The organism is Mesorhizobium sp. M2E.F.Ca.ET.209.01.1.1, from assembly GCF_004010375.2.
In the GTDB taxonomy this organism is placed as follows: Bacteria; Pseudomonadota; Alphaproteobacteria; order Rhizobiales; family Rhizobiaceae; genus Mesorhizobium.
Genome location: NZ_SADP02000007.1, coordinates 281,827 through 301,069 on the forward strand (window position 1 = coordinate 281,827; position 19,243 = coordinate 301,069).

General features: G+C 64.9%; 15 protein-coding genes. 10 read left to right on the forward strand and 5 right to left on the reverse strand.

What is annotated here, in order from left to right; translation table 11 throughout:
* Window positions 1-106 precede the first annotated feature (106 nt).
* From EN852_RS16115 to EN852_RS16125, 3 genes are read left to right on the forward strand one after another with little or no spacing between them, the layout of a single operon-like run.
* The gene (locus EN852_RS16115; protein ID WP_127875888.1) at window positions 107-1,279 is read left to right on the forward strand and encodes a glycosyltransferase family 4 protein; all 1,173 of its coding nucleotides are present in this window, start codon (window positions 107-109) and stop codon (window positions 1,277-1,279) included.
* Window positions 1,276-2,070: a WecB/TagA/CpsF family glycosyltransferase gene (locus tag EN852_RS16120; protein ID WP_127875887.1), complete on the forward strand. Its 795-nt coding sequence runs from the start codon at window positions 1,276-1,278 to the stop codon at window positions 2,068-2,070. The genes EN852_RS16115 and EN852_RS16120 overlap by 4 nt, the downstream gene beginning before the upstream one ends.
* Window positions 2,067-2,990, forward strand: a complete 924-nt coding sequence (locus EN852_RS16125) for a DUF6492 family protein (protein WP_127875886.1) — start codon at window positions 2,067-2,069, stop codon at window positions 2,988-2,990. Before EN852_RS16120 ends, EN852_RS16125 begins: the two co-directional genes overlap by 4 nt.
* Window positions 2,991-3,145: 155 nt before the next feature.
* Here the strand turns inward: EN852_RS16125 and EN852_RS16130 are convergent, their stop codons facing one another.
* Window positions 3,146-4,441, reverse strand: a complete 1,296-nt coding sequence (locus tag EN852_RS16130) for a lipopolysaccharide biosynthesis protein (protein WP_127875885.1) — start codon at window positions 4,439-4,441, stop codon at window positions 3,146-3,148.
* A gap of 154 nt (window positions 4,442-4,595) precedes the next feature.
* Entirely contained in the window at window positions 4,596-4,994 is a 399-nt protein-coding gene (locus tag EN852_RS42345; RefSeq protein WP_246694305.1) for a hypothetical protein, read from the reverse strand.
* A 57-nt stretch (window positions 4,995-5,051) separates the two neighbouring features.
* On the opposite strand from EN852_RS42345, the gene EN852_RS16135 reads away from it, so the two are divergent.
* The 5 genes from EN852_RS16135 to EN852_RS16155 all read left to right on the forward strand — a co-directional run bounded on the left by EN852_RS16135 (window position 5,052) and on the right by EN852_RS16155 (window position 12,686).
* Entirely contained in the window at window positions 5,052-7,151 is a 2,100-nt protein-coding gene (locus EN852_RS16135) for a GumC family protein (protein ID WP_281407792.1), read from the forward strand.
* A gap of 228 nt (window positions 7,152-7,379) precedes the next feature.
* Complete coding sequence (gene folD / locus EN852_RS16140) at window positions 7,380-8,279, forward strand: bifunctional methylenetetrahydrofolate dehydrogenase/methenyltetrahydrofolate cyclohydrolase FolD (RefSeq protein ID WP_127875883.1); 900 nt, start codon at window positions 7,380-7,382, stop codon at window positions 8,277-8,279.
* Window positions 8,280-8,293: 14 nt separating this feature from the next.
* Window positions 8,294-9,292, forward strand: coding sequence for a GlxA family transcriptional regulator (locus EN852_RS16145; RefSeq protein WP_095819786.1), 999 nt, complete (start codon window positions 8,294-8,296; stop codon window positions 9,290-9,292).
* A gap of 168 nt (window positions 9,293-9,460) precedes the next feature.
* A complete protein-coding gene (locus EN852_RS16150; protein WP_127875882.1) occupies window positions 9,461-10,894 on the forward strand; it encodes a hypothetical protein in 1,434 nt (477 codons plus the stop codon).
* Window positions 10,895-11,027: 133 nt separating this feature from the next.
* Complete coding sequence (locus tag EN852_RS16155; RefSeq protein ID WP_127875881.1) at window positions 11,028-12,686, forward strand: VWA domain-containing protein; 1,659 nt, start codon at window positions 11,028-11,030, stop codon at window positions 12,684-12,686.
* Between the two features lie 67 nt (window positions 12,687-12,753).
* Here the strand turns inward: EN852_RS16155 and edd are convergent, their stop codons facing one another.
* From edd to zwf, 3 genes are all read right to left on the reverse strand, one after another.
* The gene (edd, locus tag EN852_RS16160) at window positions 12,754-14,577 is read right to left on the reverse strand and encodes a phosphogluconate dehydratase (RefSeq protein ID WP_127875880.1); all 1,824 of its coding nucleotides are present in this window, start codon (window positions 14,575-14,577) and stop codon (window positions 12,754-12,756) included.
* A 61-nt stretch (window positions 14,578-14,638) separates the two neighbouring features.
* A complete protein-coding gene (gene pgl / locus EN852_RS16165; protein WP_127875879.1) occupies window positions 14,639-15,355 on the reverse strand; it encodes a 6-phosphogluconolactonase in 717 nt (238 codons plus the stop codon).
* Window positions 15,337-16,806, reverse strand: a complete 1,470-nt coding sequence (gene zwf, locus EN852_RS16170) for a glucose-6-phosphate dehydrogenase (RefSeq protein ID WP_127867362.1) — start codon at window positions 16,804-16,806, stop codon at window positions 15,337-15,339. Before zwf ends, pgl begins: the two co-directional genes overlap by 19 nt.
* A gap of 308 nt (window positions 16,807-17,114) precedes the next feature.
* On the opposite strand from zwf, the gene EN852_RS16175 reads away from it, so the two are divergent.
* Together EN852_RS16175 and EN852_RS16180 are read left to right on the forward strand one after the other, a co-directional pair.
* Window positions 17,115-17,861, forward strand: coding sequence for an SDR family oxidoreductase (locus EN852_RS16175; RefSeq protein WP_127867627.1), 747 nt, complete (start codon window positions 17,115-17,117; stop codon window positions 17,859-17,861).
* Window positions 17,862-17,935: 74 nt separating this feature from the next.
* Window positions 17,936-19,231: a Mur ligase family protein gene (locus EN852_RS16180; protein WP_127875878.1), complete on the forward strand. Its 1,296-nt coding sequence runs from the start codon at window positions 17,936-17,938 to the stop codon at window positions 19,229-19,231.
* Window positions 19,232-19,243 lie beyond the last annotated feature (12 nt).

Genomic DNA, 19,243 nt, shown 5'->3' on the forward strand with positions numbered 1-19,243 from the left:
CCTTCTCGCCCGGCTGTCGGAAAAGCCGGGTCTTTGGCCTTTGACGGTGCCATTTAATCAAGGCTTCACCGCGTTTTGCTACCGGCTGCACCTAAGGATAGGTGAGATGCATCTGCTGTTCGCCACATCGATCGTGCCCGATGGCGCGCTCGCCTCGGGCTACGAGATTGCCAATGCCGCGATCATCGATGCGCTGCGGCGCGCCGGCGTGCGCGTGACGGTGATCGGTTTCATCTGGCCAGGGAAGACCCCGTCCGATCCGCAAAACACCATCGTGCTCGACGCCGTCGAGGTCCGCACCGAAAGCGCTTCGCCGCTGCAAAAGCTTTCCTGGCTGGGCAAGGCGGTTCTCTCCGGCCTCACATTTTCCTCGGTCAAGCTGCGTGTCGTTTCCGATGCCGAGGTTCGCGCCGCGATCGAGCGCGCCGGTCCCTTCGATGGCTATGTGCTCAATTCGGTGCAGTTCGCCGGCGCCTTCGAGAAGGTTCTCGCCGACCGTCCATTCGTGTTCGTGGCGCACAATGTCGAGCATAGCTCGGCCGAGGAAAATGCGGCTGCGGCCGGCAGCGCCCTTCAGCGCTGGATGTTCCGCCGCGAGGCCAGGCTGCTCAAGGTCATGGAGCAGCGCCTTTGCGGCGCGGCGCGCTTTGTCTTCACGCTGGCCGAGGAAGACCGCGCGGCACTTGGCGTCGCCTCCGACACACGCGCGGCGGTGCTGCCGCTGGTGACCCGCGCGCAGGCGCCCGCAAGCAAGGCGAAGCGCCATATCGATTGCGACGCCGCGCTGATCGGCACCTGGACCTGGCAGCCGAACCGTATCGGGCTCGACTGGTTCCTGACCAAGGTCGTGCCGCATCTGAAGCCGGATTTCCGCATCAGGATCGCCGGCAACATGCCTTCCGGCGTCAGCTCGCAGCATCCCGGCGTTTCCTTTGTCGGCAGGGTTCCGGACGCGCAAGCCTTCGTGCGCGGCGGCGCCGTCGTTCCGTTGATCAGCACTGCCGGCAGCGGGGTGCAACTGAAGACCATCGAGACCTTCGAGCTCGGCCTGCCGTCCGTCGCCACCAGCCGCTCGCTGCGCGGCATCGGCTATCGCCCCGACAATTGCGTGGTGACCGACGATCCGATCGCTTTTGCCGCCGCGCTCCAAGCGGCCGCCGCCAATGTCCGCGACGTCGATGGCAGCGCCTTCCACCGCCGCCAGCTCAAGGCGCTCGACGCCGCGATCGGGCTTGGCCTGGAGAAGCTCGGCGCCGTCAGGCAGGAGGTCGCCGCATGAACATGCACACCGCGCGCGCCGCCTTCGGCTTTGATACGCTCAAGACCATTCTGGGCATTCCGGTGCTTGCCATACGCTGGGACGAGGCCATCGCCTTGCTTACCAGGCTGATCGACGAGCGCCGCTTCACCAAGGTAAGCTTCCTCAACGCCCATAATGCCAATCTTGCCTGCACCGATCCGGTCTTTGCCGAGGCGCTGGAAAACTTCCTCATCCTTCCAGATGGCGTCGGCGTCGACATGGCGGCAAAGCTGCTTTACGGCGCGCCTTTCCCGAGCAACCTCAACGGCACCGATTTCATTCCGGCCTTCCTGCAGGCGTCGTCGCATCCGCTGACGGTGGCGCTGCTCGGCACGACGCGCGCCAACGCCGAAGCCGCATGCGCGAAGCTGTCGACGCTTTCCATGCAGCACAATTTCGTTGTCATCCATGACGGCTTCTTCTCCGCCGCCGAGGAGCCGGCGATCCTCGAGCGCATCGCCAGGCTGCGGCCCGATATATTGCTCGTCGCCATGGGCGTTCCGCGCCAGGAATTGTGGATCGAGCGCCATATCGACAGCCGCCATTGCACGCTGCCGGTCGCCGTCGGCGCGCTTCTCGACTTCATGAGCGGCTCGGTGCCGCGCGCGCCGCTCTGGCTGCGCCAGCTGCGGCTGGAATGGCTGTTCCGCCTGTGGATCGAACCCGGCCGCCTGTGGCGCCGCTATATCGTCGGCAATCCGCTCTTCCTGTGGCGCGTCGTCAGGCAGAAGCTGTCGCTCGGACCGCGACCGCTGGAGGCGCGCCGGTGAACAGCCGCTTCGTGCCGGATACCGCGACCAAAATCGAACCGCTGCCGCGCACACCCTTGGCCGCGATCGTCACCGCGAGCTATGCGCCGGATTTCGAGCGCTGCCGGCTGTTGTGCGAAACCATCGATCGTCATGTTACCGGCATGGCGCATCATTACATCCTCACCGAGCATCGCGACGTCGCGCTGTTTCGCCAGCTGGAGGGCAGCCGTCGCAGCGTCGTCGACGAGCGGGATCTGTTGCCGCGCTGGCTGCATGTCTTCGACGATCCGCTGAGTGGCTTTCGCCGCCGCATCTGGCTGAGTCTGAAAACGCAGCCGCTGCGCGGCTGGCACGTGCAGCAGCTTCGCCGCATCGCCATTGCCGGGCAGGCGAAGGAAGACGTGCTGGTCTTCTGCGATTCCGACGTCGCCTTCCTGAAGCCCTTCGGCACCGGCGCCTTCTGGCGCGACGGCAAGGTGCGGCTGTTCCGGCGTGACGGCGTGCTGTCGAACCACGGACACGACGAGCATCGCATCTGGTCGCGCAATGCCGGCACAGCACTCGGCATCGATCCCGCCAATCGAACGAGCCACGATTACATCTCGACGTTGATCGCCTGGCGCCGCGAGACGGTCAACGCGATGTGCGAGCGCATTGAGAAGGTGCATGGCCGCGACTGGGTCGGCGTCCTCGGCTCGGCGCGAAAATTCTCCGAATGCATGATCTATGGCCGCTATGTCGACGACGTGCTCGACGGCGCCGGCCATTTCCGCGGTTCGGACGAGTTCTGCCGCGTCCACTGGAACGGCGAGCCTCTCTCGGATGACGAGTTCCGCGGCTTCGTCGACACCATGGCGCCGGAACAGGTGGCGATCGGCATGCAGTCCTTCATCGGCACCGACATCGGCCGCATCCGCCGCCTGATCGGACTGCAATAAGCCGCACTGAGATTCAGGTCAGGCCGAGTCGGAGTCGAAGACGGGCGCGAAGCGACCAAACAAGGTGGGTTCCGAGAACCGGAGCGGAGCGTACTTAAAGTACGTGAGCACCGGAAGCGCAGGAAGCCGCCATTTGCAGACCGGCCTCACCTGAATCAGATCGCCTTGGCTGGCCGACGCATCGCCGAATAGGTCAGCAGCATCGAGGCGAGATAAAGCAGCAGGAAGACGATGTTGAGCGACAGCACCAGATTGGCCGTGTCGGGGATGGTCGTCAGCACATAGGTGAGCAGAACCGCCTTCAAGCCGGCGAGCAGGCCAAGATTGATCGCCCTGACCGCCGTCTGGCCGCGCGCGAAGAGAAGCTCCGCCTGGTATTCGACGAGGTTGCGCAGTCCAGGCACGCAGACCGCCAGCGCCACCAGCGGTGCCGCCTCTGCGACGTTCTTGCCGAGGGCATTCGGGAAGAAATGCAGCACGATGCCGAGCGACAGCAGCGCCATCGTCGAGACCAGGAACACCCCGCCCTCGATGCCGCTCTTGACCGCCAGCCGCGACAGGAGCTCAGGCGCCCGCATCATGCGCTGCACCAGCATCATCGAGAAGGTGCGGATCGGGATCGCGGTGAGATCGACCAGCCGCATGATGATGGCATAGATGCCGGCCAGATGCGGTCCGCCGATCGACAGCACCAGCAGCTTGTCGAACTCCATCTGCAGATAGAACAGCACTTCGGAGCCGGCGACATAGACGGAATCGGCGAGCCGCCGGAAATAGAGCTCGCTGCGCAGCCGCAGCCGCTGGCGCGGATAGAAGAAGGCGAAGGCGACGATGAGCGAGGCTGCGTTGGCGCCGATGTAGAATAGCGACCAGACGCCGATGCTGTGTTGCGAGGCAAGCATGATCAGGATCGCGCCGACCGCCCGCAGCGCCGTCGCCAGGATGGCGAGCACAGCCGCGCGCCCGAACTTGCCGAGCCCGTTGTTGACGATCAGCGCCACTTCCACCGGCCGCCACAACAGCGCCTCGGCGAAGACGATCGCCGCGAAGGCCGACAGCGGCACGGTGCCGGAAAAGAAGATCAGGTAAACGATGTAGGAGGCCGCGGCGAGGAACGGCAGCGACAACACGCTAAGAAGCAGGAAACCGGCGGTGAATGTGCCGATCAGGTTGGGGCGGATCGTGGCGGTGCGGTAGAGCGCCGAGATGAAGCCGAAGGCGAGGATACGCGACAGCATGATGCCGGCGGCCGAGGCGGTGGCGAACATGCCGAACTCGGCGATCGAAAGCGTGTTGGCCAGGGCGATGAAATAGGCAAGCGAGAACACCAGCCGGCCGCCGGCGCCGCTGATCGCCGAGAGATAGTCGAATACCAGTTTCCGGCGGGTGGCCACGAAGTGGCCGATCCGCGCGAAGCTCCGCCTTTGCGGCATGTCGCTGGCCTGGGTCATGTCGGGGCCGATAGATAGGCCGGAAAGTTTAACGCGGCGTTCTGGCGACGGGCTCCGGCGGAGCCGAAATACCGCGAACAAGGCCAGAAACCGTGCGGGTCCGGGCGCAAAATTAACCCTTTGTTTCCTATGCCCGTTTAGCGTGGCTTAACGATTAGCCCATCCGCCGCGCCCAAGCCGCCAGAGAGCAAGTTCCAGAACAATGGTCGACAGGGATAACCGTGATGACTGGAGGCGCGAGCGTTCCCTGCTGGCGCTCGGTCAGGCCATGCGTGGCGACGACAACACGGTTTCGATCGGCGACCGGGCCAACTCTTCCTGGCGCGAGGACGCCGCCGCGCGCCATCGCGCCGCGCGTTCCGAGCGCGAAGGGAAGTTGAATCCGCGGCCTGCCGGTACCGACGGATTTGGCCACGACCAGGGGCAAGCGGAATCCCAGCCGGTCGAGCCCGAACGTGATTGGCGCGGAAAAAATCGGCCTGCGTCGCCCGAGCCGCTCCATGAAGCCCCAGCGGAGAGCCAGCGGCCGCAAGCTGCCGCCGAACCGCGTCACACGAGCCGGTCGCCAGCCGGGGACGATTCCCAGGAATGGAAGCCATTGATCGACCCGATGCAGGTCGTGCACGGTATCACGCGATCCAAGGCGCTGATCCTGTCGACGACCATCCTGGGCGCCGCGCTCGGCGTCGCCATCGCCTTGTCGACGCCGAAGAAATATGAGGCTACCACCGACGTCATCGTCGATCCGCGCGACCTCAAGCTCACCGACCGCGACCTGACGCAGAACGTGGTCGCCTCGGATGCGACGCTTGCCATCGTCGAGAACCAAGTCCGCATCCTGACCTCTGGCACCGTCCTCAACAAGGTCGTCACCGATCTCAACCTCACCGACGACCCTGAGTTCAACGGCCAGGGAAATGGCGGCTTCGGCCTGATGTCGACGCTCCGCTCGATCCTGTCGCGGCAGGATGCGAGTGCTGCGGACGAAGCGCGCAAGCGCGCGCTGGCGGTCGGCAAACTGTATGACAGCCTCGACGTCGAGCGTGGCGGCAAGACTTTCGTGGTCTCGGTCAGCGCCACGACGCAGAACGCCGAGAAATCCGCGCTGATCGCCAACACCATGGTCAAGGCTTTCAAGCAGATTTCCAGCGAGATCCAGTCGAGCACCGCGGGCCGCGCCAATGACGAGCTCACCGCCAGGCTCGACGAACTGCGCAAGGGCGTCGAGACGGCCGAACGCAATGTCGAGGATTTCAGGGCGACGCACGACCTCGTCGACGCGCAGGGCCACCTGATCAGCGACGACCAGATGCTGAAGCTCAACGAGCAGCTCTCCGTCGCCCGCGCCCGCACGCTGGAGCTCAATGCCCGCGCGGCCTCGGCGCGCTCGCTGAACGTCAATTCGGTCCTCAGCGGCACATTGCCCGAGGAGATCAACTCCAACATGATGAGCGAGCTGCGCTCGCAATATGCGGCACTGAAGCAGGAAGCCGACCGTGCCGAGGTCAAGCTCGGGCCGCGCCATCCGGAGATCGAGGCGTTGAATGCCCAGCTTGCCGGCGCGCGCGAGCGCATAGGCGCCGAGCTGCAGCGCATCGCGTCTTCGCTGCAGGTCGACCTGAAGCGCTCCGTCCAGCTCGAGCAGGACCTTTCCTCGCGCCTGGCGCAGGCCAAGGTGCAGAGCGGCGACGTCAACAACAACCTGGTCTCGCTGCGCGAGCTGGAGCGCGAGGCAGCCGCCAAGCGTTCCGTCTACGAGCAGTTCCTGCTGCGCGCCAAGGAGACCGGCGAGCAGAAGGATATCAACACCGCCAACATCAGCGTCATTTCGGAGGCCTATGCGCCGCTGCAGGCCAAGGGACCGTCGCGCGCCGTGATGGCCGTGGCCGGTCTGTTTGCCGGCCTGTTCGCCGGGATCGGCCTCGGCGCGTTGCGTGGCATCCTTGCCAGCCTGCGCGAGACGGCCGACACGCGCTCGCGCCGCCGGGTCGGTGATCGTGCTCCAACGGTAGGGCACATTTCCAACCGTGCCGCTCCGCCAGCGCCGCCGCTTGTGACACCGCCGCCGGTCGCGCCACCGCCGGCCGGGTCTTTCACGCCGCAGCCTCCCGCTCCCACTTTCACGCCACCCCCGGCCAAATCATTTACGCCGCCTCCGGCTCCGGCATTCACACCGCCGCCAGCCGCGTCTTTCACACCGCCGCCTGCCTCACCTCCGGCCGCTAAACCGGTGTCGGTGGCTGCGCCGCCTGCGGCTCAACCTGTCACACCGCCGCCGACGCCGGACAATGACGCCGGCCGTCCAGGGCTTTTCGGCTCGCTGGCCTCGGCGCTCCGCTATTTCGTGCGGCGCGAGCCGGCTGAAACTGTGGATCTGGACTCCGTCCCGCCCGAAAGCGTCTGGCGCGCGCCTGACCGGGAACAACGCTATTCTCGGGCTGAAACCCCGGCGCGACAGAATTTTCAACCGCCATACGAGCAGGGCTATTCCTATTCCTATCGGCCGGATCATAGCCGCACCGATCCCTATGGAGATCACTATCCGGCATCGTCCACATCCTATCATCCGCAGTCGCCGATCAGCGACGAGGCTCGTCAGCCAGTCGCCGACCAGCAGGGTGAGATCGACGAGATCCGCGCCAGCCTGCGCGAGTTCCGCGAGGCGGTGCGCGAGCTGACCGAAAGCCGCTCGCGCCGTCGCTATTTCTGAAGCGTCATATTATTGACACCCCATATTTCTTGACCGCTTGCGGTTCGATAAAAGCGGCCGGTTTCGGGTTTACGGCATCAGACGACGCTTTGACGGGATTGCCTTGTCGAATTTTCGTGAAAATGCCGCGCTGCATTTCGGCCGCAAGCGTCTCGCTTTGGTGGATCGACAATGCCGATCGAGGAATGAGGCCAACTATCGGCCTCGTAGCGAAGCTGAGGATTGGTGATGGCCGAAGTGATTGATGGAAAGAGTGTCGCCGAGGACGTGGTTTCGAAGGTCAAGGCTTTGACCGCGGAGCTGTCGGCCAAGGGAGCCACCAAGCCCGGCCTTGCCGTGGTGATCGTCGGCGAGGATCCGGCAAGCCAGGTCTACGTCGCCTCGAAATCGCGCACCGCCAAGGAATGCGGCTTCCATTCGCTCCAGCATACGCTGCCGGCCGACACCAGCGAAGAACAATTGCTGCAGATCATCGGCGATCTCAACGTCGACAAGTCGATCCACGGCATCCTCGTGCAACTGCCGCTTCCGGGCCATATCGACGCCGGCAAGGTGATCCAGACGATCGCGCCGGAGAAGGATGTCGACGGCTTCCACTTCATCAATGTCGGCAAGCTCGGCACCGGCGAGCTCGAGACGGCCTTCGTGCCCTGCACGCCGGCGGGCTCGATGCTTCTGATCGAGCGCGTGCGCGGCAAGGACCTTTCCGGCCTCAACGCCGTCGTCGTCGGCCGCTCCAACATCGTCGGCAAGCCGATGGCTAATCTGCTGCTCGCCGCCAACTGCACGGTGACCATCGCCCACAGCCGCACCAGGGACCTGCCGGCGCTGGCGCGTACCGCCGATATCCTGGTCGCCGCCGTCGGCCGTCCCGAGATGGTCAAGGGAGATTGGGTGAAGCCCGGCGCCACCGTCATCGACGTCGGCATCAACCGCATCCCGGCGCCGGAGAAGGGCGAAGGCAAGAGCCGCCTGGTCGGCGACGTCGCCTATGCCGAGGCGGCCAAGGTCGCCGGCGCCATCACGCCGGTCCCCGGCGGCGTCGGACCGATGACCATTGCCATGCTGATGGCGAACACTGTAGCTTCCGCCTACCTCGCGGCCGGGCTGAAGCGGCCGTCCTTCTGATCGAAAGCAGATCCTTGCCGAACCTTACTGCTCCTGTCGAACGGCCGATCACGAACGATCCCGTCCAGGGCGGCCGTCAGTTCGGCTTCCTGCTCGTCGACAAATTCTCGATGTTCTCGCTGGCCGCGGCCATCGACTGCTTCCGCTCGGCCAACCGCCTGCTCGGCCGCGACTTCTACGGCTGGACGACGATTTCGGCCGATGGCGACGCGGTCATGGCCTCCAACGGCCTGCCATTGAAGATCGACTATTCGGTCGCAGACATGCCGCCGGTCGACATCCTGTTCGTCTCGGTCGGGCTCACCACGGAATTCCCCGGCAAGAGCAAGGTGCTGGCGGCGCTGCGCAGCTGGGGCCGGCGCGGCAATGCGCTCGGCGCGCTGTCGGTCGGCTCCTATCTTCTGGCCGAGGCCGGGCAGCTCGACGGTTACCGCTGCACCATCCATTGGGAGAACCGCGCCGGCTTCATGGAGCGCTTTCCCGATATCAACTGCACCGGCAACGTCTTCGAGATCGACCGCAAGCGCTACACCTGCGCCGGCGGCACGACCTCGATCGACCTGATGTTGGAGATCGTGCGCGGCGATTTCGGCTCCAACCTCGCCAATGGCGTCGCCAACCAGTTCCAGCACGAGCGCATCCGCTCGGCAGGCGACCGCCAGCGCGTCGGACCTGAGCGCGACCTCACCGGCAAGTCGGAGAAGCTCAGGCGCATCGTCGAATTGATGGCCGACCATCTCGACGAACCACTGTCGGCCGTGCAGCTCGCCAAGTCAGCAGGGCTTTCGGTGCGGCAGGTCGAGCGCCTGTTCCTGCGCCACCTCAGCGTGACGCCCGGCCGCTATTACATGCGGCTGAGGCTCGAACGCGCGCGCGAGTTGCTGCGCCAGACCAACATGCCGATCCTCGACGTGGCGATCGCCACCGGCTTCACCTCGCATTCCTATTTCGCGCAGAGCTATCGGCTGCAGTTCGGCCGGCCGCCATCGGAAGAGCGGCGCACCACCTATTGATCTCGCAGAAAGATCGTCGGATCCGGCGGTGCCGGCACCTCACATTTTCGCCGGGTTGAAATCCTTGGCAAGCCAAGCAAGTTTGGCCGCCGGGGATGTGCCGTCGGTTGGCGTCGAGCCAGCGATGCCCGGATGCTAGACGAAGCCCGACCTGGGCGCGTGCGGCAAATGCGGGCAGATACGGGCACTAGGGGGCAGGCTTTGGCGAGCGGGCGCGACCGTCGGCTGAACGATTGGAAGGAAATCGCTGCCTTCTTCGGCCGCGACGAGCGCACCGTGCGGCGCTGGGAGCGCCAACGCGGCCTGCCGGTTCACCGGATTTCCGGCGGGGCGAGGAACCTCGTCTTTGCCTATACCGATGAGCTGGAGCGATGGCTGCGGGGCGACGCGGCCGCACCGGCTGAAGTGCCCGCGACCGAGGCCGCCGCGGCGGCGTTCGGTGAAATGCCGCAGCTTCCATCGGCCGACTCTGATCGGACCTCACGGGTGCCCGGCTCTTCCCGTTACCGGCCGGCTCTCCTCATCGCCAGCGCGATCGCGCTCTTTGCCGTGGTCGCCGTCGCCGGAATCCTTTTGATGCGCGATGCTCCCATCTTGCCGGGCCGTGCTGCGCACAGGCCGGACCCCAAGGTCCAGGATCTCTATCTCGACGCCGTCTATTACCTGGAGACGAGGCAGGCGAGCGGGCTGAACCGCGCCATGCAACTGCTCACCGAGGCGACCACGCTCGATCCCGAATATGCCGACGCCTATGCCAAGCTGGCCGACACCTACAACATGGTCAGCCAGTTCACACTGATGCCGGCGAGGGACGCTTATCCGAAGGCGCAGGCGGCCGCCAATCGCGCCATCGCGCTCGACCCTAACAATGCCGGCGGCTATGCCGCGCTCGCCTTCGCGGCTTTCTACTGGGACAAGGACTTTGCCCGCTCGCGCGCGCTGTTCGAGCGGGCGATCCGGCTCGATCCCGCCTCGGCCCAGACCCACCACTGGTATGCGCTGACGCTCATGGTCGCAGGCGAAACGGAACGGCCGCTGAGCGAGATCGGCAAGGCGCAGGAGCTCAACCCGCAGTCGCGCAGCATCCTCGCCAACAAAGGGCTCATCCTGTTCCATACCGGCCGCGTCGACGAGGCCCTGGCGATCCTGCAGCCGCTTGCCGAGGCGGAGCCGAACCTGCGTTCGCCGCCCGAATATCTCGCCACCATCTATCTCGACCAGCATCGCTGGAGCGATTTCCTGCGTGAGTATCGGCTTGCCGCCGTCATCTCCGGCAACGATGCCCACCGGGCGATCGCCGATGCCGCCGAAAAGGGTCTGGATGAGGAGGGCGGCGATGGCCTGTTGAAGGCGATGTTCGCCGAGCAGCTGCGGCAATACCAGCGCGACCGCGAACCTGCCTACAAGGTAGCAGCCACCGCGGCGATGCTCGGCCGCGGCGACGACGCGATCCGCTATCTTGAGGAATCGGCAAGGCGCAAGGAGGACGATCTGCTTGGCGTGCGTATCGATCCGGCCTTCAGGAGCTTGCGCGCCGATCCGCGCTATCGGGCAATCGTCGAGGCCGAGGGATTTGTCCCGATACAGGCGCCAGGCTCCTGAGTGAAACGCGTCGCGCCGGACGCAAACCCGGCCACACGTTTTGCGCGACATGCATCAGCTTTGCAGCTTGTCTCCGCAGGCCACCTAAAATAGCTTTCCGGGCGCGGGACGAGGGAATAATCAGGAGACATCCATGGCGGGACTGATACGGAGCGTCGCTGCGGCGGCCCTCCTTTTGTCGATGACCAGTTTTGGCTTTGCCGCCAACAAGGTCATCATCATTCTCGATGCATCCGGCTCGATGTGGGCCCAGATCGACGGCAAGCCGAAGCTGGAGATCGCGCGTGAATCGCTGCGCACGGTGCTGCAGTCGGTGCCGGCCGACGACGAGATCGGCTTCATGGCCTATGGCCACCGCACCAAAGGCAGCTGCGACGACATCGAGCTGATCGTGCCGCCGCAGGCTGGCTCCGCCAGCGCCATTTCGGCGGCGGCCGACAGCATGAAATTCCTGGGCAAGACGCCGCTCACGGCCGCCGTCAAGCAGGCCGCCGAGGCGCTGAAATATACCGAGGACAAGGCAACAGTGGTGCTGATCACCGACGGGCTGGAGACCTGCGGCGGTGATCCCTGCGCGCTCGGCAAGGAGCTGAAGGAAAGCGGCGTCGATTTCACCGCCGATGTCGTCGGCTTCGGCCTGACCGCCGACGAGGGCAAGCAGATCGCCTGCCTCGCCGAAAATACCGGCGGCAAATACATCCAGGCCTCCGACGAGAAGGCGTTGCAGGACGCCCTGGTCGAGACCGTGGCGGCCCCGGCTCCGGCGCCTGAGCCGGCTCCGGCACCCGCGCCAGCGCCCGAACCCGCCAAGCCTGAATTCAATTTCATGCCGAGCGTGGTCATGGCCGAGGGGGGTCCCGAGAAATCCGACAACAGCAATGCCTGGGAAATCTACAAGGCCAATGCGGACGGCTCGCGCGGCGATCAGGTCATGACCGAGTATGGCGAGCTGAAAACCAATCTCGAACCAGGCGACTATATCGTCGTCGGCCGCGACGACGAGGCAAGAAGCGAGCAGAAGATCAGAATAGAGGCCGGTCAGGTTTACAAGCCGCTGTTCACGCTGAACGGCGGGACGCTGGTTATCCATCCGCATGCGAGCCAGGGATCGGAGATCAGCGGCGAGGCGCGTGTCGACTTCGCCTATCCCGGCGGCAGCACCACCCACTATGGCGACGCCAAGGCCACGGTGCCCGCCGGCGAGCAGAAGGTGACGGTGCAGATCGGCGCCGGCACGGTGAGCGAGACGATCCAGCTTGCAGCCGGACAGACCGTCGAGAAGGACGTCGTCGTCGGCGTCGGCCACGCCGTGCTCAATGCCTTCTATACGGCAGGCGGTGACAAGGCCGACAATTCCGGCATTAGCTTCGAAATCGTCAAGGCTAAGAAGAAGATCGACGGTTCCCGCGAAAGCGTCGAGCACTCCTATGGTCCCGACAGCAAGTTCTGGCTGCCGCCGGACGACTATGTCGCGCTCACCACGCTTGATCTGGCCGTTGCCGAGCAGCCCTTCACCATCAAGGCCGGCGACAACCAGGACATCAAGGTCACGCTGGACGCAGGCGTGCTGGCGATGTCGGCGCCTGGCGCTTACTCGATCGAGGTGTTCTCGTCGAAGAAGGATATCGAAGGCAAGCGCAAGTCGCTGGGCTTGACCTATGGAGACAGCTGGCAGCAGACGATTCCCGCCGGCGACTATGTGGTCGTGCGTCACGCCTCCGACCAGGGCCAGGACAAGGAAATGCCGGTGACTATCAAGGCCGGCGAGCGGACCGAGATCGCGGTTCAGTAGTCGTTTCCGCCGGAACAAAGAGAAAGGGCGGCGCGAGGCCGCCCTTTCTCTTTTGACACCGGAAACGTCAGGCGTTTCCGAACGCCGCCGCCCCGTGGTCGGCGCGGCCGACCAGTTGCCGGAAGCCGGCGAACAGCTCGCGGCCGAAGCCGAATTCGTTGCCGATCAGGTCTGCGTCCGCCGTGCGGCGCAGCGCGAATTCCGTTCCCGGCACCAGAACCTCCAGCGTGCCGGCATCCGCATCGAGGCGGATGACGTCGCCGTCGTGGATTCTGGCGATCGGGCCGTCCTCGACCGCTTCCGGCGTTACATGGATCGCCGCCGGGACCTTACCGGAAGCGCCCGACATGCGCCCGTCGGTTACCAGCGCCACGCGCTGGCCGCGATCCTGCAGAATGCCGAGCACGGTGGTGAGCTTGTGCAGTTCCGGCATGCCGTTGGCCTTCGGGCCCTGGAAGCGGATGACCGCGATGAAGTCGCCGGTCAGCGTCCCGGCCTTGAAGGCGTCGTTCAGGCCTTGCTGGCTGTCGAACACCTTTGCCGGCGCCTCGATGACACGCCGGTCGGGCTTGACTGCCGAGGTCTTGATGACGGCGTGGCCAAGATTGCCGCCGAGCACCTTCAGTCCGCCGGTCGGCTGGAATGCCTTCTTCACTGGGGCCAGCACCTTTTCGTCGCCGCTGATGGCCGGTGCCGCTTCGCGCACCACGCTGCCGTCGTCGCCAAGCCGCGCCTCGACCGCGTAGGGCCGCAGGCCTTCGCCCCACACCGTCTGCACATCCTCATGCAGCAGGCCTTCGTCGAGCAGCTCGCGGATCAGGAAGCCGAGGCCGCCGGCGGCATGGAAATGGTTCACGTCGGCAAGCCCGTTCGGGTAGACGCGGGCGAGCAGCGGCACGGCCTCCGACAGGTCGGAAATGTCCTGCCAGGTGAGCGCGATGCCGCCGGCGGCGGCCATGGCGATCAGGTGGATCGTATGGTTGGTCGAGCCGCCGGTGGCGTGCAGACCGACCACGCCGTTGACGATCGAGCGCTCGTCGATCATGCGCCCAACCGGCGTGTAAGCATTGCCGAGCGCAGTGATCGCCAGCGCGCGCTTGGCCGCTTCCCTGGTCAGCGCGTCGCGCAGCGGCGTGCCTGGATTGACGAAGGAGGCGCCGGGCGTGTGCAGCCCCATGATCTCCATCAGCATCTGGTTGGAATTGGCGGTGCCGTAGAACGTGCAGGTGCCCGGCCCGTGATAGGATTTGGACTCCGCTTCCAGCAGTTCGGCGCGGCCGACCTTGCCTTCGGCATAGAGTTGGCGGACCTTGGCCTTCTCGTCGTTCGCGAGCCCGGTCGTCATCGGTCCGGCGGGGATGAAGACCGCCGGCAGGTGCCCGAAGGTAAGCGCGCCGATCACCAGCCCGGGCACGATCTTGTCGCAGACACCGAGGAAGACGGCGGCGTCGAACATGTTGTGCGACAGGCCGATCGCCGCCGCCATCGCGATCACGTCGCGCGAGAACAGCGACAGCTCCATGCCGGGCTGGCCCTGGGTGACGCCGTCGCACATCGCCGGCACGCCGCCGGCGACCTGAGCGATGCCGCCCACCTCGCGCGCGGCTTCCTTGATCAGCGCCGGGAACGTCTCGAATGGCTGATGCGCCGACAGCATGTCATTGTAGGAGGTGATGATGCCGAGATTCGCCACGCGGTCCCCGCCAAGCGCGATCTTTTCCGACGGGCTGCACACGGCAAAACCGTGGGCGAGGTTGCCGCAGCCCAGCACCGCCCGATTGGCGGTATTGCTTGACGCTCCGGCGATGCGGCCGAGATAGGCTTCTCGCCCGGCTTTCGAACGTTGGCGGATGCGTTCCGTGATGGCTTCGATATCGCGTCTGGCTGTCATGGTCCGTCCTTTCGAGCTCGGTAAGCGTCCTCCCCTGCCACCGGGCTGTCCTCATATGAAATCAGGGTGCCCAGAACACCTCTGTCCGTCTCGGCGCCGCTTCGAGCACGCTGCGGATCGGCTTTTTAGCGCCTGGACCCATCGCGCCGTTGAACGCTGTGCGCTTGTCCTCGCCTTCGATATGCAGCGCGACGAAGCCGGCGGCGACGATGCGTGCCATTGACAGCGTCAGCCGCGGCTCGCCGCCGCTCGCCGCATGCACCGGCAGCACGATGCGCCGGGACGCCGGGTCGAGCAACTCCTCGAGGTTGCCGGCATCCGGAAAGAACGAAGCCGTATGGCCGTCGCCGCCCATGCCGAGGATCACCACGTCGAGCGGCCAGGGCAGCGACCGCAGCGCTTCGCTGTCCGCCGCCGCGGCCTCCTCGATGCTTGCCGCCTCATGGTAGAGCGGCACGAAACGCGACGCCGCCGCCTTGTTCTGGAGCAGGTTTGCCGCCACCAGCCCGGCATTCGAGCGCGGCGAGGAGGGCGGCACGAAGCGCTCGTCGACCAGCGTCACGGTGACCTTGTCCCAGGCGATCTGCGTGGTCGACAGCGCGGCGAACAGCTTCGCCGGCGTGGTCCCGCCGGACACGGCGAGCAGCGCCGTGCCGCGTTCCGCAACGGCCCGGGTCAACCAGTCTGCGATCTCGCCGGCAAGCGCCGTCGCCAGGTCCTGGCGATCGGCAAAGCCGTTCCAGCCGTAGCTGACCTCGCTCAATTGCTCTCGTGCCATGTCCGTCCGTCACGTTCGATAAGCGCGATCGAGGCCGACGGCCCCCAGGTTCCGGCCGTATAGCCCTGGGCTTCCTGCCGGGCGCTTTCCCACGCGTTCTGGATCGGGTCGATCCATTTCCAGGCCGCCTCGACCTCGTCGCGGCGCATGAACAGCGTCTGGTTGCCGCGCACCACATCCATGATCAGCCGCTCATAGGCGTCCGGCGCGCGCGCGTCGAAGGACTGAGCGAAGCTCATATCGAGCGAGATCTGGCGCAGGCGCATGCCGCCCGGGCCGGGATCCTTGATCATGATGTATTGTTTGACGCCTTCGTTCGGCTGCAGCCGGATCACCAGCTGGTTGGCGAAGATCGGTCCGGCGCTGTCGCCGAAGATCGAATAGGGGATCGGCTTGAACTCGATGACGATTTCCGAGACCCGGGTGGCAAGTCGCTTGCCGGTCCTCAGATAGAAGGGAACGCCGGCCCAGCGCCAGTTGCCGATCTCGGCCTTGACGGCGACGAAAGTCTCGGTGTTGCTGTCCTTGCCGAGTTCCTCGACATAGCCCTTGACGGGACCGCCCGCCGAGGCGCCGGCGCGATACTGGCCGCGCACCGTATGCTTGGGCGCTTCGTTGCCGTTGATGCGCTTCAATGCCCGCAGCACCTTCAGCTTCTCGTCGCGCACCGCATCGGCGTCCATGGACGACGGCGTTTCCATGGCGACGAGGCAAAGCAGCTGCAGAATATGGTTCTGCACCATGTCGCGCAGCGCGCCGGCCTTGTCGTAATAGGTGACGCGGTCTTCGAGGCCGACGGTCTCGGCGACCGTGATCTGAACATGGTCGATATGCGCCGAATTCCACAGCGGCTCATAGAGCGCATTGGCAAAGCGCAGCGCCATCAGGTTCTGCACCGTTTCCTTGCCGAGATAGTGGTCGATGCGGAAGATCTGGCCTTCGTCGAAATCGTCGCCGACCGCGTCGTTGAGGGCGCGCGCCGAGCTGAGGTCGCGGCCGATCGGCTTTTCCAGCACGATGCGCGAATTCGGCGTGATCAGCTTGTTCTGCTTGAGCTGATGCGAGATATCGCCGAACAGCGCCGGCGCCACCGCGAGATAGAAGGCCCGGATGCGGTCGCTGTCGCCGATCGCCTTCTTCAGCTTGTCGAAGCCTGCGCCGCTGGTCGCGTCGGCCGAAACATAGGAAAGCCTGGCCAGGAAGACTTCCAGTTCCTTCTGGTCGATATCGGCCGGCTTGACGTGAGACGAAATCGCCTGCCTGGCGAAAGCCTGGAATTCGGCGTCGGTCATCTTGGCGCGCGAGGTGCCGATGATGCGCGTCGGCTCGGAGAACTGATGGTCGCGCTGGCGATAATAGAGCGAAGGCAGGAGCTTGCGTTCCGACAGGTCGCCGGTGCCGCCGAAGATGATGAAGTCGAAAGGATCGACAGGAATGATCTGGCTGGTCATGGTCAGTCCGATTTGATGCCTGATACCGGCAGCTTCGTTGGTATATTCTAATCGATTTAAATTTTCCAGTGCCATGGTGTCACAGGCAGGACCAATCGCTTGCACTTGCATCGGCCCACATGTTTCCCGACACTCGCGCGCTGCCGGCAAGCTTGTCGGCAAGCCATGGCTTCCGGCAACGTTCGCACCTGCACCATAGAACGCGAATGTGACGAAAGCTAAGGGAGATATTGCCGGGCCTAGGGCGGGCGGACGGCAGGTGGAAAAGTCACGTCAAAATCTGCGGGAATCCAATGAGCGGGAAGGCCATGCGTCTGGAAAACAAGGTCGCCATCATCACCGGTGCCGCGTCGGGCTTCGGCGCGGGCATGGCGAAGCGCTTTGCCGAAGAGGGCGCGCGCGTGGTCGTCGCGGATCTCAACGCCAAGGGCGCCGAGCGGGTGGCCGACGAGATCGGCAACAAGGCTATCTGGACCCAGACCGACGTGTCGCTGCGTTCTGAATTCGACGAGATGATCTACGCTGCCAAGAGCGCGTTCGGCCGCATCGACATCATGGTCAACAATGCCGGCTTCACCCACCGCAACGGCGATATGCTCGGCGTCGACGAGGAAACCTTCGACCTGATCACCGCGGTCAACATGAAGGCGATCTACCATGCGGCGCTCGCCGTCGTGCCGATCATGGACCGGCAGGGCGGCGGCGTCATCCTGACGACGGCCTCGACGGCCGGACTGCGGCCGCGGCCGGGACTGACCTGGTACAATGCTTCCAAGGGCTGGGCGATCACCGCCACCAAGTCGATGGCCATAGAGCTGGCGCCGAAGAACATCCGCGTCAACTGCCTTTGCCCGGTTGCCGGAGAGACCGGCATGCTGGAGAAATTCATGGGTGCCGACACGCCTGAAATCCGTGAAAAATTCCGCGCCTCGATCCCGCTCGGCCGGCTTTCGACACCGCTGGATATCGCCAATGCGGCGCTCTGGCTGGCCTCGGACGAAGCGGCCTTCATAACCGGGGTGGCGCTGGAGGTCGACGGCGGGCGCTGCATCTAGGTAATGGAGGTGCGGCCCGGTTTGACTCGACGATCCGGCGAAAGGCATAACGGTGCCCGGATGAGGCGAGTGCCATGAATGCCAGACTGCGAAAAATTCGCGAGGACCTGGGCCAGCGCCTCAAAATCTACAGGGCGAAGCGTGCGCGGGCGCGAAGCAAGGCCACTTTCATCGGCGTAACCGGCAGCTCCGGAAAGTCGACTGCGGCGAGCCTGCTCGGACACATCCTGGCCGGCCACCGGCGGGTCTACACGCGGGTCCTGGCCAATACGATAAAGTCGTTGGTCAGCACGCTTTACAAGCGCATGAACAAGGATGGCGAGGTCGACTACGTCGTCTTCGAGGCCGGCGCTTTCGGCGTCGATACGATCAGGCCCATGGCGCAGATGCTGAAGCCGCATGTGGCCGTCGTGACGATGGTGCGGCTCGAGCATCTTTCCAGCTTCAAGACGCTGGAGAACGTCGCTCGCGAAAAGCGCGCGCTGGTCGAGGCGTTGGGGCCTGGCGGTCTCGCGGTCCTCAATGCCGACGATCCCAATGTATTTGCCATGGCATCCGGCGATGCGCATCGGGTCGTCACGTTCGGCGAGTCGGAAACGGCGGATTATCGCGTCACCGACATCAGCGCCGCCTATCCACGCACGCTCGGCTTTATGCTCCATTGGCGGGGCGGGGCGCTGAAGCTCGAAACGCCGTTTCCGGGCGAGCATTTCTGGCTGCCGACGGCTGCCGCGGCCGCGACCGCGCTCGAGCTTGGCGTGCCTGCGCGAATGGTGGAGGAAAGGATCGCGACATTCGAGCCGTTGGCGAACCGTTGCCACGTTATGGTCGCCGACGGAGGACCGCATTTCGTCGTAGACACCGCCAAAGCGCCGTGGCATTCGCTGCCGCTCGCTTTCGACATGGTGGCGAAATCAGCGGCCGGGCGAAAGCGGATCGTGCTCGGCCAGCTATCCGACTTTGCCGGTTCGAACGCAAAATATGCGCGCGCCTATGACAGTGCGCGCGAGATTGCCGACCAGGTGATCTATGTCGGAGAACATGCGCATCGTTCGAAGGCCAGCCAGGCCGATCGCGACAGCGGCCGGTTCGTCGAGCTGCGCACGCCGAAAGAGGTTTCGGATCATCTCCGGCGCACGGCGGTGCCCGGCGAACTCATCCTGCTCAAGAGTTCTTCCAGTCTTCACCTGGAGCGTCTGGCGCTCGCCTGGACGCATGACGTCAAATGCTGGATCCCCGCTTGCGGGAAAAAGGAAGGTTGCCAGGATTGCGGCCTTTTCGAAGTGCCATTCGAGGAGCATCGGCAGTTCGTCAAAAAACGCAGGAATGATCGCCGGTGGCAGCGCCTGCGTCGCCTCTTCGGCGGCTGATGGCATCGCGGT

Coding starts and splice junctions, on each gene's coding strand:
- EN852_RS16135 (WP_281407792.1), top strand. CDS start 5,052: ATGCAGGTCGTGCACGGTATCACGCGATCCAAGGCGCTGATCCTGTCG.
- folD (WP_127875883.1), top strand. CDS start 7,380: ATGGCCGAAGTGATTGATGGAAAGAGTGTCGCCGAGGACGTGGTTTCG.
- EN852_RS16120 (WP_127875887.1), top strand. CDS start 1,276: ATGAACATGCACACCGCGCGCGCCGCCTTCGGCTTTGATACGCTCAAG.
- edd (WP_127875880.1), bottom strand. CDS start 14,577: ATGACAGCCAGACGCGATATCGAAGCCATCACGGAACGCATCCGCCAA.
- EN852_RS16155 (WP_127875881.1), top strand. CDS start 11,028: ATGGCGGGACTGATACGGAGCGTCGCTGCGGCGGCCCTCCTTTTGTCG.
- EN852_RS16180 (WP_127875878.1), top strand. CDS start 17,936: ATGAATGCCAGACTGCGAAAAATTCGCGAGGACCTGGGCCAGCGCCTC.
- EN852_RS16150 (WP_127875882.1), top strand. CDS start 9,461: ATGCGGGCAGATACGGGCACTAGGGGGCAGGCTTTGGCGAGCGGGCGC.
- EN852_RS16130 (WP_127875885.1), bottom strand. CDS start 4,441: ATGACCCAGGCCAGCGACATGCCGCAAAGGCGGAGCTTCGCGCGGATC.
- pgl (WP_127875879.1), bottom strand. CDS start 15,355: ATGGCACGAGAGCAATTGAGCGAGGTCAGCTACGGCTGGAACGGCTTT.
- zwf (WP_127867362.1), bottom strand. CDS start 16,806: ATGACCAGCCAGATCATTCCTGTCGATCCTTTCGACTTCATCATCTTC.
- EN852_RS16175 (WP_127867627.1), top strand. CDS start 17,115: ATGCGTCTGGAAAACAAGGTCGCCATCATCACCGGTGCCGCGTCGGGC.
- EN852_RS16115 (WP_127875888.1), top strand. CDS start 107: ATGCATCTGCTGTTCGCCACATCGATCGTGCCCGATGGCGCGCTCGCC.